The sequence below is a fragment of the Nitrospirillum amazonense genome (genome assembly GCF_007828035.1).
Lineage (GTDB): Bacteria > Pseudomonadota > Alphaproteobacteria > Azospirillales > Azospirillaceae > Nitrospirillum > Nitrospirillum amazonense.
The window spans coordinates 489409-501785 of the sequence record NZ_VITV01000004.1 but is presented as its reverse complement, the minus strand read 5'-3'; the positions used below and the strand labels follow the sequence as shown (position 1 = coordinate 501785).

Annotated in this window: 13 protein-coding genes; 2 read left to right on the top strand and 11 right to left on the bottom strand. The window is 67.9% G+C overall.

Annotated elements, in window-relative coordinates; translation table 11 throughout:
• Positions 1 to 8: 8 nt before the first annotated feature.
• The 6 genes from FBZ87_RS13860 to FBZ87_RS13835 form a co-directional block, all read right to left on the bottom strand.
• Positions 9 to 1295: a bifunctional folylpolyglutamate synthase/dihydrofolate synthase gene (locus FBZ87_RS13860; RefSeq protein ID WP_145610868.1), complete on the bottom strand. Its 1287-nt coding sequence runs from the start codon at positions 1293 to 1295 to the stop codon at positions 9 to 11.
• A gap of 30 nt (positions 1296 to 1325) precedes the next feature.
• On the bottom strand, positions 1326 to 2243 hold the full coding sequence (gene accD / locus FBZ87_RS13855) for an acetyl-CoA carboxylase, carboxyltransferase subunit beta (RefSeq protein ID WP_088872364.1): 918 nt from the start codon (positions 2241 to 2243) through the stop codon (positions 1326 to 1328).
• Positions 2244 to 2352: 109 nt separating this feature from the next.
• Entirely contained in the window at positions 2353 to 3189 is an 837-nt protein-coding gene (gene trpA, locus FBZ87_RS13850; protein ID WP_145610867.1) for a tryptophan synthase subunit alpha, read from the bottom strand.
• The gene (gene trpB / locus FBZ87_RS13845; RefSeq protein ID WP_145610866.1) at positions 3186 to 4394 is read right to left on the bottom strand and encodes a tryptophan synthase subunit beta; all 1209 of its coding nucleotides are present in this window, start codon (positions 4392 to 4394) and stop codon (positions 3186 to 3188) included. Before trpB ends, trpA begins: the two co-directional genes overlap by 4 nt.
• Positions 4395 to 4567: 173 nt before the next feature.
• Positions 4568 to 6361 carry a stimulus-sensing domain-containing protein gene (locus FBZ87_RS13840; RefSeq protein ID WP_246134395.1) on the bottom strand — a complete coding sequence of 598 codons (1794 nt, stop codon included), beginning with the start codon at positions 6359 to 6361 and terminating at the stop codon, positions 4568 to 4570.
• A gap of 10 nt (positions 6362 to 6371) precedes the next feature.
• Entirely contained in the window at positions 6372 to 7076 is a 705-nt protein-coding gene (locus FBZ87_RS13835) for a response regulator transcription factor (protein WP_044561898.1), read from the bottom strand.
• 193 nt (positions 7077 to 7269) lie between these two features.
• On the opposite strand from FBZ87_RS13835, the gene FBZ87_RS13830 reads away from it, so the two are divergent.
• Positions 7270 to 7788 (top strand): pyridoxamine 5'-phosphate oxidase family protein, encoded by a 519-nt coding sequence (locus tag FBZ87_RS13830; protein WP_145611131.1) that lies wholly within the window; start codon positions 7270 to 7272, stop codon positions 7786 to 7788.
• Between the two features lies 1 nt (position 7789).
• Here the strand turns inward: FBZ87_RS13830 and FBZ87_RS13825 are convergent, their stop codons facing one another.
• Positions 7790 to 8467 carry an NAD(P)H-binding protein gene (locus FBZ87_RS13825; protein WP_145610865.1) on the bottom strand — a complete coding sequence of 226 codons (678 nt, stop codon included), beginning with the start codon at positions 8465 to 8467 and terminating at the stop codon, positions 7790 to 7792.
• A 211-nt stretch (positions 8468 to 8678) separates the two neighbouring features.
• Between FBZ87_RS13825 and FBZ87_RS13820 the strand changes: the two genes are divergently transcribed.
• Positions 8679 to 9095 carry a hypothetical protein gene (locus FBZ87_RS13820; RefSeq protein ID WP_145610864.1) on the top strand — a complete coding sequence of 139 codons (417 nt, stop codon included), beginning with the start codon at positions 8679 to 8681 and terminating at the stop codon, positions 9093 to 9095.
• A 64-nt stretch (positions 9096 to 9159) separates the two neighbouring features.
• Here FBZ87_RS13820 and FBZ87_RS13815 read toward each other — a convergent pair whose 3' ends face one another.
• The 4 genes from FBZ87_RS13815 to irrA form a co-directional block, all read right to left on the bottom strand.
• On the bottom strand, positions 9160 to 9774 hold the full coding sequence (locus FBZ87_RS13815) for a DUF3501 family protein (protein WP_145610863.1): 615 nt from the start codon (positions 9772 to 9774) through the stop codon (positions 9160 to 9162).
• A gap of 42 nt (positions 9775 to 9816) precedes the next feature.
• Positions 9817 to 11193, bottom strand: a complete 1377-nt coding sequence (locus FBZ87_RS13810) for a (Fe-S)-binding protein (RefSeq protein ID WP_145610862.1) — start codon at positions 11191 to 11193, stop codon at positions 9817 to 9819.
• Positions 11194 to 11280: 87 nt separating this feature from the next.
• On the bottom strand, positions 11281 to 11700 hold the full coding sequence (locus FBZ87_RS13805; protein ID WP_145610861.1) for a rubrerythrin family protein: 420 nt from the start codon (positions 11698 to 11700) through the stop codon (positions 11281 to 11283).
• Positions 11701 to 11881: 181 nt separating this feature from the next.
• Entirely contained in the window at positions 11882 to 12286 is a 405-nt protein-coding gene (gene irrA / locus FBZ87_RS13800; RefSeq protein ID WP_145611130.1) for an iron response transcriptional regulator IrrA, read from the bottom strand.
• Between the last annotated feature and the right edge of the window lie 91 nt (positions 12287 to 12377).

Here is a 12377-nt window from a genome sequence, read left to right as displayed (position 1 = left end):
GCGGCGCGTCAGCCGTTGTCGGCCAGGATGGAACCCGCGAGGTAGAGCGACCCGCAGATCAAGGTGCGCGGGGCCGCCCCCCGGGACGCCAGCCCGGCGATGGCCTCGGCGGCGCTGCCGGCCTCGGTCACGTCGGTGATGCCGACCGCGCGGGCGGCGGCGGCGATGTCGGCGGCGGGACGGGTCGCGTCCTCGCCCGGGATGGATATCGCCGCCAGGCGCCGGACGTAGGGGGCGATGGGCCGCAGGAAGTCCGCCGGCACCTTGCTGGTGATCATACCCACCACCAGATCCAGCACCTCCCCGGTGCCGGTCCAGCGCCCCGCCTGCACACCCAGCACCTCGCCCGCCGAGTCGTTGTGGCCGCCGTCCAGCCACAGCTCCGTGCCGGGCAGCAGCTGGGCCAAGGGCCCGCGCGTCAGGCGCTGCAGGCGGCCGGGCCACTCCACCGTGGCCAGGCCCGTGACGATGTCGGCGTCCTGCACCGTCAGGGGCAGGTGCTGCAAGGCGGCGATGGCGGTGCCGGCGTTGCCGATCTGATGGGCGCCCAGCAAGCCCGGCATGGGCAGGTCCAGCGTGCGGCCAAAGCCTTCGAAGCGGAAACCGACGGCGGTGGGTAGGGCCGACCAGTCCGCACCGGCGACGGCCAGCGGCGCGCCCAGCGCGGCGGCGCGGTCACGGAAGACGGACAGGGGCACGTCCGGCGCCTGCGGGCCCACCACGGCGGGGCAGCCGGCCTTGAAGATGCCGGCCTTCTCGCCCGCGATGGCCGCCAGCGTGTCGCCCAGGAACTGGGTGTGGTCGAAAGAGATTCGGGTGACGACGGCCGCCGCCGGCCGGTCCACCACGTTGGTGGCGTCTAGCCGTCCGCCCAGCCCCGTCTCCAGCAGCAGCACGTCGGCCGGCACCTCGGAATACCCTAAGAAGGCGGCGCAGGTGATGATTTCGAAGATGGTGATGGGGTCGCCCTGGTTGGCGGCTTCGCACCGTTCCAGCAGGGTGACCAGGGCCGCGTCATCCACCAGGCGGCCGGCCAGGCGCACCCGCTCGTTGAAGCGGACCAGATGGGGGCTGGTGTAGACATGTACCCGGTGGCCCGCCGCCTCCAGCATGGCACGCAGGAAGGCGATGGTGCTGCCCTTGCCGTTGGTGCCGGCGACGTGGACGACGGGGGGCAGGCGGTCCTGCGGCCGGCCCAGCCGGTCCAGCAGGCGCTTCACGCGGTCCAGCGACAGGTCGATGACCTTGGGATGCAGCTGGCCCAGCCGGGCCAGCACCTGGTCCAGATCCGACACGGGATGCCCCCCTCCGTTCAAGCCGCAGCCTTAGCGGCTGGTCACCGGCACCGGGCGCGGGCGCGACGGCTCGGTGGGGATGCGCACCACGTCGGCACCGGGGCCGGGGCTGCGCAGCAGGTCGATCAGGCGGGACAGCATGCCCTTCATCTCGCGCCGGTGCACCACCATGTCGACCATGCCGTGTTCCAGCAGGTATTCCGACCGCTGGAAGCCTTCCGGCAGGGTCTCGCGGATGGTGCTTTCGATGACGCGGGCGCCGGCGAAGCCGATCTGCGCGCCGGGCTCGGCGATGTGGATGTCGCCCAGCATGGCAAAGCTGGCCGTGACGCCGCCGGTGGTCGGGTCGGTCAGGATGACCAGATAGGGCAGCCCCGCCTCCTTCACCATCTCGGCCGCGATGATGGTGCGCGGCATCTGCATCAGCGACAGGATGCCTTCCTGCATGCGGGCGCCGCCGGAAGCCGGCACCACGATCAGGGGCGCCTGCTGCAGCACGGCCAGCTTGGCCGCGGCCAGCAGGCCTTCGCCCACCGCCATGCCCATGGAGCCGCCCATGAAGGTGAAGTCGAAGGCGGCGACCACCGCCGGGCGGCCGTCGATGCGGCCGTGGGCCACGACGATGGCGTCGGGGCGGCCGGTCTTGGACTGCGCGTCCTTCAGGCGGTCGGTGTAGCGCTTCTGGTCACGGAACTTCAGCGGGTCCACCACCGGCTTGGGCAGCTCGATGGTCTGGAAGCCGGCGTCCAGCGTCATCTTCAGGCGCTGCATGGGGTCCAGGCGCATGTGGAAGCCGCAGTGCTGGCAGACGTGCAGGTTCTCTTCCAAGTCGCGGTGGAAGATCATCGCGCCGCAGGATGGGCACTTGTGCCAGAGGTTATCCGGCACCTCTTTCTTGGACACCAGGGCCTGAAGCTTGGGGCGGACGAAATTAGTGAGCCAGTTCATGTGCTTAACCTTAAAGACATTCGCCTGGCCAGGGCCGGCGCTGACAAACACCAGCGGGGGCGGCGCCTGATGGCGCGCCCCCGGGACAGGTGAAAGCCGATCTTGTAGCCTATTTCCGCGCGCCGCGCACCCCGGCCGCCAACTCCCCCACGAAACCCAGCACGTCGGGCACCAGGCCGGGCTTGGCCTTGCCGTCCGCGTCCAGGTTGGCCTCAAGCCGGCGGACGATGGCGCTGCCCACCACGGCGGCGTCCGCCACCCGGGCCACGTCGGCCGCCCCGTCCGGGGTGGTGATGCCGAAACCCACCGCCACGGGCAGGTCGGTCCCCGTCCTCAGATGGGCCACGGCGGCGGCGATGGCGTCGCTGGTGGCCGAACCGGCACCGGTAATGCCGGCGATGGAAACGTAGTAGATGAAGCCCGAGGTGTTGGCCAACACAGCCGGTAGGCGGGCCTTGTCCGTGGTCGGCGTCGCCAGGCGGATGAAGTTGACGCCCGCGGCCTGGGCCGGCAGGCACAGCTCGCCATCCTCCTCCGGCGGCAGGTCGACGACGATCAGGCCATCCACCCCGGCCGCCTTGGCGTCGGCCAGGAAGCGGTCCACGCCATAGGCGTAGACGGGATTGTAATAGCCCATGAGGATGATGGGGGTGTCGGCATCACCCTCACGGAAGGCCTTCACCAGGTCCAGCGTGCGCGTCATGCGGGCGCCGGCGGCCAGCGCCCGCAGGGTGGAGGCCTGGATGGCCGGGCCGTCCGCCATGGGATCGGTGAAGGGCATGCCCAGCTCGATCAGGTCGGCGCCGGCGCCCGGCAGACCCTTCAGCAGGCCCAGGCAGGTATCGTGGTCGGGATCGCCGGCAGTGATGAAAGCGACCAGGCCGGCGCGGCCCTCCGCCTTCAGGGCAGCGAAACGGCGATCGATGCGGGAATTCGTGTTGCTCACAGGCTGACCCCCAGTTCGCGGGCGACGGTGAAGATGTCCTTGTCGCCCCGGCCGCTGAGGTTCACGACCATCAGGTGGTCCTTGGGCAGGGTGGGCGCGCGGCGGATGACCTCGGCCAGGGCGTGGGCGGATTCCAACGCCGGGATGATGCCCTCCACCTTCGACAGGCGCTGGAAGGCGCCCAGCGCCTCCGTGTCCGTGGCGCTGACATAGGTGACGCGGCCGACATCGTGCAGCCAGGAATGCTCCGGCCCGATGCCCGGATAGTCCAGGCCGGCGGAGATGGAATGCCCCTCCAGGATCTGCCCATCCCCGTCCTGCAGCAGGTAGGTGCGGTTGCCGTGCAGCACGCCGGGCCGCCCACCGGTGAGGGAAGCCGCGTGCGCGCCCGTCTCGATGCCGTGGCCGGCGGCCTCGACCGCCACCATGGCGACCTCGGCATCGTCCAGGAAGGGATGGAACAGGCCCAGGGCGTTGGACCCGCCGCCGATGCAGGCGACCAGCGTGTCGGGCAGGCGGCCCTCCATGGCCATCATCTGCTCACGCACCTCATGGCCGATGATGGACTGGAAGTCGCGCACCAGGGCCGGATAGGGGTGCGGGCCGGCGGTGGTGCCGATGATGTAGAAGGTGTCGCCGACATTGGTGACCCAGTCGCGCAGCGCCTCGTTCATCGCATCCTTCAGCGTGCGCGAGCCGGAGGTGACGGGCTTCACCTCCGCGCCCAGCAGCTTCATGCGGAAGACGTTGGGCTGCTGGCGGGCGATGTCGACCTCGCCCATGTAGATGGTGCAGGGCAGGCCGAACAGGGCGCAGACGGTGGCCGTGGCGACACCGTGCTGGCCGGCGCCGGTCTCGGCGATGATGCGGGTCTTGCCCATGCGCTTGGCCAGCAGGATCTGGCCGATGCAGTTGTTGATCTTGTGCGCGCCGGTGTGGTTCAGCTCTTCGCGCTTCAGATAGATCTTGGCGCCGCCCAGTTCATTGGTCAGCCGTTCGGCGAAGTACAGCTTGCTGGGCCGGCCGACATACTGGTTCAGGTAATAGCCCATCTCGGCCTTGAAGGCCGGGTCGTCCTTGGCGGCGGTGTACGCCTTTTCCAGGTCGAGGATCAGGGGCATCAGGGTTTCGGCGACGAAGCGCCCCCCGTAGATACCGAAATGGCCGTGCTCGTCTGGACCGGCGCGGTAGGTGTTCAAGCTCATGGGGCGGCGCTCTCATGTCAGCTGGGCTCACCCCGGTTGGACCCAAGGGCGAGTAGGCCGCCGACGATACCGGCCCTGGCGGCGATTTCAAGACCGGCCGCGCCGCCGCGCCCTGATGCCCGCCATGCGCAATGGCCCGTGATCCAGCAACTTAATTGCGCGTACGAGAGATTTCAGCCCCGCGGCAGCTGCACCGTGAACACCGCACCCAACACCTTGCCGGTCGCGTCCGTGCGGTTGGTGGCGAAGATGCGGCCGTTGTGGGCCTCGACGATTTGCTTGGAGATGGAGAGGCCCAGGCCCGAATGGGTGCCGAACTTCTCGCCCGCCGGCCGCTCGGTATAGAAGCGGTCGAAGATGGCCTCGGTCTTGCCGGCCGGGATGCCGGGACCGTCGTCGGTACAGGTGATCTCCACCCTGTCGCCCACCACCTTGGCCGCCAGCACCACCTTGCCCCCGGGCGGGGAGAAGGACAGGGCGTTGGAGATCAGGTTCTGGAACACCTGGGTCAGGCGGCCCTCGATGCCCGGGACCACCAGGTTGCGGCTGGCCGGCGGCAGCTCCACGTCCACCGTCACCGGCGGCGGTCCATCCTCCTCCCCCCCGTCTGGGGCGGCGCCCAGCGTGTTCTCATGGATATCCTTGAACATGGTCAGCATGCGGCGCAGGTCGACGGAGTTGGCCTCCGCGCGGCTCAGCTCCGCATCCAGGCGGCTGGCGTTGGAGATGTCGCTGATCAGGCGGTCCAGGCGGCCTACGTCGTCGGCGATGATGCCCAGCAGCTTGCGCAGCCGCGTCTCATCCTTCACCAGCTGCACCGTCTCCACAGCACTGCGCATGGAGGTCAGGGGGTTCTTGATCTCATGCGCCACGTCGGCGGCGAAGCGCTCGATGGCGTCCATGCGGTCCCACAGGGCCGATGTCATGGCGCGCAGCGATTGCGACAGGTCGCCGATTTCATCATGCCGGCCGGAGAAGTCGGGCAGTACCGCCTGGCGGCCATGGCCGTAGCGCACGTCGTCGGCCGCCGCCGCCAGCCGGCGGATGGGACGCACGATGGTGCTGGCGAGATAAATGGACATCAGGACCGTCAGCACGATGACGCCGCCGAACACCTTCAGGATGTTCACGCGGAATTCGCGCACCTCGGTATCGATCTCAGACCCGCTGCGGCTGATCAGCACGGCGCCCAGCACCTGCTTATAGCGCTGGATGGGCACGGCCACGGTCAGCACCATGTCCTGCTTGCCGGCATCGCCGGCCACGCGCCAGACGTGGGTGGCCGCCTCGCCGTTCAGGGCCTTCTGCACGTCGGGGAAATGGCTGCCGTCGGCCGCCCGGTTCTCCGCGTAGACCGGCAAATGATCACGGGTGGGCAGGGCCCGCACGATGGCGTTGTAGAGGTCTATGCCCAGCTGGGTCAGCTGATTGCCGTCCGGCAGGGGCGGCAGTTCCTCGATCTGCACGCGGGTGCCCTTGGCGAGGCTCAGCACCCGGCTGTCGGCCTGCAGCTTGCCCTTGGGATCGTACAGGCGGAAGCGGGTGTCGGTGGTGTCGCCCAGGCGGCGCACCATCTGGGCCGCCAGCGTCCAGGAGATCGTGCCCGCAGGCTCGTTGAACTCATCGCTGCTGGGCTCCATGGCGCCTTCGCCCAGGGCGCCGGAGAAGATGCGCGCCTCGGTCGTCAGGATGTCCAGCTGGCGTTGCACCAGCCAGTCCTGATAGCGCTCCAGATACAGCAGGCCTGACAGCAGCAAGGCCAGCGCCAGCAGGTTGACGGTCAGGATGTGGCGCGTCAGAGGGGAAATGACGCCATAGGACCGGCGCCGGCGGGCGCGCACCACCGGCTTGGCGTCACCGTCCGCCTCCGCCTGGGCGCCGCGCCGCAGGGGCGCGGCCGCCATCTCCTGCGCCACCGCGGTCCCCCCGGCGGGGGCCGCACGTCGTCCCAGCATATCCTTGAGCATCTACCTTGCCTCAGGCGTCGCGGTATTTGTAGCCCACGCCGTACAGGGTTTCGATCTGGGCGAAGTCCGCGTCGGCCACCTTGAACTTCTTGCGCAGGCGTTTCACGTGGCTGTCGATGGTGCGGTCGTCGACGTAGATGTGCTCGCCATAGGCGGCGTCCATCAGCTGGTCGCGGCTTTTCACATGGCCCGGACGCTGGGCCAGCGCCTTCACCAGCAGGAATTCCGTCACCGTCAGGTCGATCTCCTGCCCCTTCCAGGTGCAGGAATGGCGGGCGTTGTCCAGCACCAGCTCGCCCCGCACCATGACGGAGCCCGGCTCCACCGTCCCCTTGCCGCCGCCGGCGTTCAACACCTCGCGCCGCAGCAGGGCCTTGATGCGTTCGATCAGCAGACGTTGGGAAAAGGGCTTCTTGATGTAGTCGTCGGCGCCCATGCGCAGGCCCTGCAACTCATCGATCTCATCATCCTTGGAGGTGAGGAAGATGACGGGCATGGCCGAGTTCTGGCGGATGCGCTGCAGCAGCTCCATCCCGTCCATGCGCGGCATCTTGATGTCCAGCACGGCCAAGTCCACCGGCCGCGAGCTGAGCGCGCGGTGGGCCTCATCCCCGTCGGTGTAGGTGCGCACCTCGTACCCTTCGGCCTCCAACGCGATAGAGACGGAGGTCAGGATGTTGCGGTCATCGTCAACCAGCGCGATGGTCTGAACCACGGAGTTTTCCCCTCTTCCCACTTTGCCCCGGCCGTCCCATCCCGACTAAAGTCGGGGGACAGCCCCAGTTCACCAGATTGCCTGGCACTATGGCATGATTACGGCGAAGTATGCAGCCGCCCCTGCCACTTGAGGAATAGTCCGCAAGGGGCGGGGCGGTTCCAAAGAAATGGGTGGAGTGACGCCGGTGACAATGCCTCCCGACATACCCCCGCAAGCGGGCCCCGCCGGCGCCCCGGCCGAGGCGCGGCAAACCGCCCTGGACCTGTTGGCCACCCGGCCGCAGGCCACGCTGACCACCCTGGTCGCGGGCTCGGCCGATGACGCCGCGGCCATGGCCGGCTGGCCCTACCCGTCCCTGGTGCTGGTGGCGCTGGATGGCGGCGGCCGGCCCCTGCTGTTGCTGTCGGAACTGGCGCTGCACACCCGCAACCTGCGCCAGGACGGCCGCGCCGCCCTGCTGTTCGAGGACACCGCCGGCCGGGAAAACCCGCTGACCGGCCCGCGCCTGTCCGTCATGGGGCGGGCGGAAGCCCTGGCCGGGGAGGCGGCGGAGGCCGCGCGCGCGGTCTACCTGGACCGCCATCCCAGCGCCGCGCTCTATGCCGACTTCCCCGATTTCCGCTTCTGGCGGCTGGAGATAGCCCAGGTCCACCTGGTGGCGGGCTTCGGCCGCATCCATTGGCTGAGTGCCGCTGATCTGATGGCCTAAGTCACATCCCCGCCAGGGAGCGGATGGCACTGTATTCATGAGTGCGCACGCCGCCGATGGCCGGCTGGCTGGCGGTGGTGACCAGGGCCGCCGCCACCACCTTGGCCGGGATGGGCCGGTACTTTTCCAGGCGCCCGCTGAGGAAAGGGCCGACCACGGGCGCCAGCAGCTGGAAGAACCGTTCCAGCGGCCGGTCCTGCCTGCGCTTGCCCAGCAGCAGCGAGGGGCGCAGGAAGTGGCGGGAGGTGAAGCCCAGGGTGGCCACGTAATCCTCCATCATGCCCTTGGTCTTCAAATACAGGCGATGGGAGGTCGAGTCGGCATCGACGGAGGAGACGCCGCCGAAAAAGGTGGCACCGGCACGGCGCGCCGCCTTGGCCACCGTCACCACATACTTCAGGTCCACATCCTGGAAAGCGGCGTCGCTGCCGGCATCCTTGCGGGTGGTGCCGAGGGCGCACAGCAGGGCATCCACCTGCACGTCGGGCGGCAGGTCGGTCAGGGTGGCGAAGTCCACCACCAGCTCGCGCAGCTTGGCATGCCGCAGGCCGGTGGGCGTACGCACCAGGCTGACCACCTGGGCCACCTTGGGCGACTCCAGCAGCATGGTCAGGGCATGGGCGCCCACCAGGCCCGTCCCCCCGACCAGCAAAACCCGCAAACCACCCGCCTGATCCATGCCCGCCCATCCTTGAAAGCCGAACGACCCAAACCGCGAAATCGCGGGACCTTAACACGGGATCTGGGCGTTAAGGAAAGAGGTGCCGGTTTGAACCAGGTTTATTTCGCAATTGCGAAAGACTGGGACTGTCTTTTTCAGACGTCCAAATGGGTAGTGGCGGAATCGAAAAAGTGAGCGCATCATTCCTGTAATAAATAGGGAGGCTGCTATGAAAAAGGACGCTCAGATCCTTCAGGATGTGCCTGCTTTCAACGCGATCGGCCTTGGCCTGGTTTTCGGCATGTCCGAACTGGCCGTGTACGGCGCCGCCCAGCTCTTGCTGCCCGGTCTGGGCCTGAAGATGGACATCGCCATCCTGGCCTGGGGGGCCAGCCTGATGATCCTGGGGCCCACCCTGGGCCTGGCCGCCATCTACGGCCTGCACCAGGTGGTGGCGAAGAGTGGCCCGGGCAAACCCTCCGGCCACAGCCTGGCGCCTGTGCCGCCGGGAACGCCGGGGTCGGACGACAAGCCCACCAACTGGTTCCCCTACGATCCTGACAGCATCGACATGTTCGACACCGAAAGCCCCTATCCACCTGTGGGCGCGAAAGCGCCGGTGAGGCCGCTGGAAACCGTCAGGTAGGCAACGCAATCCCATCAGGACAAAAGGCCGGCCCCCGCCAGGGCGCCGGCCTTTTTCATGCCCGTCAATCGAAGTCGCCGACCAGGGCGGCGCGCACAGCCTCGGGCATCACCGTCATGTGCGGGTACTGGTCATGGTCGACGCCCACCACCACCCGCGTGCTCGGCTGGCGGAACAGGGCCACCTGGGCGTCGGTGAAGGGGAAGTGGACGAACTGCACGCTGGAGGCCTTGCCGGCGGCGGAGGTGCGGTCCAAGTCAGCCTCGGGCCGGCCGCGCACCTTTTCGCCGGCGAACTCCAGCCACAGGGTGTTCTCCACCCCGCCCAGCCGCCCAAGCAGCGCCTTGCGCCGCAGGGGGTCGTCGATCTCGAACATGATGGTGGCCACCAGCTCCCGCCCCTTGGGGATCAGCGGGTTGTAGGCGCGCAGTTCATCCTCGATCTGGGCCTCGCCGCCACGCTCGATGAACAGCATCTCATGCACCTGGGACCACATGGTCTCATAGCTTTCGAAATGGAAGGTGGCGTAGGGCCCCACCGCCAGGCGGCGGTTACGCTTCACAGCCACCAGGGCGCGGCGGCGCTCCGCCCGTATCCGGCCGTACTCGTCCATGGGCATGATGTCGTCCCGGCCGATGGCGTGCCGCCGGCTGGAAACGGGAGAGGGGGCCTGGGTCATGATGGGGTCTCCTGAACGCGCCCGGACTATGCCCCAAAGGTCTTACAGCCCATAGGCCCGGGCAAAGATTTCGACGGGGTGCAATTGCTCCAGGGATGCCGCCCGCGCCGGATCCAGCCGCTCCACCCCTTGGCGAATGTGTTCGCCCGCCAGCGGGCATTCGGATGCCAGGTAATGCTTGGCGTTCTTGACGGCCTGGCTGGCCACCGGCTTGCCCACCTTCAGCGCCGTTTCGAAATTGCCTTTCATGACGCCCCAGCTGCCGCCATGGCCGGAGCAGCGTTCCACCACTTTCAGCTCGGCCGGGCCCATCCGCCCGCCCTCGGCGTCCCTGGGGATCAGGCGCAGCATCTCCGCCGCCTTCTGCCCCATGTTCTGCGCCCGGGCGTGGCAGGCGATGTGCAGGGTCACACCGCCCTCCAGCGGGCGCAGGCCAGGGGCCAGCCCTTCCTTCTGGGCGATGTCGACGATGTATTCCGCGATGTCGAAGGTGGCCTTGGACAACCGCTCCACCGCCGCGCGGTCGGGATGGTCCGCCGGCACCAGGTGCAGCCATTCAAATTTCAGCATCAGGGCGCAGGACGGCACCAGGGCGATGACGTCATAGCCCTGGTCGATCCAGCGGCTGAAGTGACGGGCGACCAGGCCGGCGTTTTCCACCACCTGTTCGATACGCCCCTGTTCCAGCTGGGGCATGCCGCAGCAGGCGGGATAGGCCACGTCCGTCGCCACCCCGTTGTGCGCCAGGACGGACTGCGCCGCCTGGCCGATGCCGGGGTTGCTGAAGTTGACGAAGCAGGTGGCGTAGAACACCGCCTTGCGCCCTGCGGCCGGACCCATCGGGTTGACCGCCGGCGGGTCGTCGGCCGCACGTGCGACGAAGCTGCGGCCCTGGAACTTGGGCAGGCTGGCCGCGGCATCGATGTCCGCCACCTTTTCCATCACGCGGCGCGTCAACCGGTTGCCGGTGGCTGTGGCCCAATTCACCAGGGATGCCACCTTGCCCGCGACACGGCCGTTGCGGTCGGTGCGGGTCATCTGGTCCACCGCGAAGGGGACGCCGTGTTTGCGCGCCTGCACCGCGCGATAGCGCAGCATCAGATGGGGGATATCCAGGTTGAAGGGGTGCGGCGGCACATAGGGGCACTTGGTCAGGAAACACATGTCGCACAGGGTGCAGGCGTCCACGACCTTGGCGAAATCCTTGCTTTCCACCGTATCCAGTTCTTCCGACGGGGAATGGTCCACCAGGTCGAACAGGCGGGGGAAGCTGTCACACAGGTTGAAGCAGCGGCGGCAGCCATGGCAGACGTCGAAGACGCGCCGCATCTCCGCATCCAGCAGCGCCTCGTCATAAAAGTCCGGGTTCTGCCAATCCACCGGGTGGCGGACGGGGGCCTCCAGGCTGCCTTCGCGCATGGGCGCACCTCCGCCGACGCCGGCCTGCATCCAAGAAACGGCGTCGGGATAGGGCTGGGGAAGATCAGGCTTTACCGGGGGCCGTGGTCAGCTGTTCAGCTGGTCCAGCGCCTTCTGGAAGCGGCCGGCGTGGCTTTTCTCCGCCTTGGCCAGCGTCTCGAACCAGTCGGCGATCTCATCAAAACCTTCATCGCGGGCGGTGCGGGCCATACCGGGATACATGTCGGTGTATTCGTGCGTCTCACCGGCGATGGCGGCCTTCAGGTTCAGGTCGGTGGAGCCGATGGGCTCACCCGTCGCCGGGTCGCCGACCTCTTCCAGGAATTCCAGGTGGCCATGGGCATGGCCGGTTTCGCCTTCAGCGGTGGAGCGGAACACGGCCGCGACGTCGTTGTAGCCTTCGACGTCGGCCTTTTGCGCGAAATAGAGATAGCGGCGATTGGCCTGGCTTTCGCCCGAGAACGCTTCCTTCAGGTTGCTTTCGGTCTTGGTACCCTTGAGCGACATGGCAACAGTCCTCCACGACAGGGTTCACGCAAACCTTCAGCGGCCATCTGCGGTGGCCTTTCATGCGGGCGATGATCATGCCACGCCCAAGCCGGCGGGGCAATTCGTCTAGAGAAATTCTAAACTATCGCTTCGCCCGGAAGGGAACCGTTTGAAGGATGGGGAGGATGCCGTCCGCCGTTCAGTTTCCGTCGCTGAGGCGGATGATGACGTCCACGCGGGCGACCCGGGTGCCGGCGGGCGCGTCGGGCAGGCCGCTGACAGCCAGGGCGTCGCCCGGGATGTCGATCAGGTGGCCGTTGCCCTCGAAGAAGAAGTGGTGATGGTCCGACACGTTGGTGTCGAAGTAGGACCGCCCGGCCTCCACCACCACCTCGCGCAGCAGGCCCGCCTCGGTGAACTGGTGCAGGGTGTTGTAGACGGTGGCCAGGGACACCCGCATATCGGCGGTCGACGCCTCGCCATGCAGCTGTTCCGCCGTCACGTGGCGGTCATGGCCGTCGAACAGCAGCTTGGCCAGGGCCACCCGCTGGCGGGTCGGGCGCAGGCCCGCACGCGCCAGGCGATCCGTCGCCTGGATGGCCATCGCTTCGCTGCCGAAGTCTTCAGCGGTGAGGGGGGCGGGGGTGAGGTCGGTCATGATCTGCATATGGGCAAGAACGGGGACCGGAAAAGAC

What these genes read in the sequence shown, in the direction of transcription:
- accD (WP_088872364.1), bottom strand. Translation starts at nt 2,243, where the DNA reads ATGAACTGGCTCACTAATTTCGTCCGCCCCAAGCTTCAGGCCCTGGTG.
- trpB (WP_145610866.1), bottom strand. Translation starts at nt 4,394, where the DNA reads ATGAGCTTGAACACCTACCGCGCCGGTCCAGACGAGCACGGCCATTTC.
- FBZ87_RS13840 (WP_246134395.1), bottom strand. Translation starts at nt 6,361, where the DNA reads ATGCTCAAGGATATGCTGGGACGACGTGCGGCCCCCGCCGGGGGGACC.
- FBZ87_RS13830 (WP_145611131.1), top strand. Translation starts at nt 7,270, where the DNA reads ATGCCTCCCGACATACCCCCGCAAGCGGGCCCCGCCGGCGCCCCGGCC.
- FBZ87_RS13825 (WP_145610865.1), bottom strand. Translation starts at nt 8,467, where the DNA reads ATGGATCAGGCGGGTGGTTTGCGGGTTTTGCTGGTCGGGGGGACGGGC.
- FBZ87_RS13820 (WP_145610864.1), top strand. Translation starts at nt 8,679, where the DNA reads ATGAAAAAGGACGCTCAGATCCTTCAGGATGTGCCTGCTTTCAACGCG.
- FBZ87_RS13815 (WP_145610863.1), bottom strand. Translation starts at nt 9,774, where the DNA reads ATGACCCAGGCCCCCTCTCCCGTTTCCAGCCGGCGGCACGCCATCGGC.
- FBZ87_RS13810 (WP_145610862.1), bottom strand. Translation starts at nt 11,193, where the DNA reads ATGCGCGAAGGCAGCCTGGAGGCCCCCGTCCGCCACCCGGTGGATTGG.
- FBZ87_RS13805 (WP_145610861.1), bottom strand. Translation starts at nt 11,700, where the DNA reads ATGTCGCTCAAGGGTACCAAGACCGAAAGCAACCTGAAGGAAGCGTTC.
- irrA (WP_145611130.1), bottom strand. Translation starts at nt 12,286, where the DNA reads ATGGCCATCCAGGCGACGGATCGCCTGGCGCGTGCGGGCCTGCGCCCG.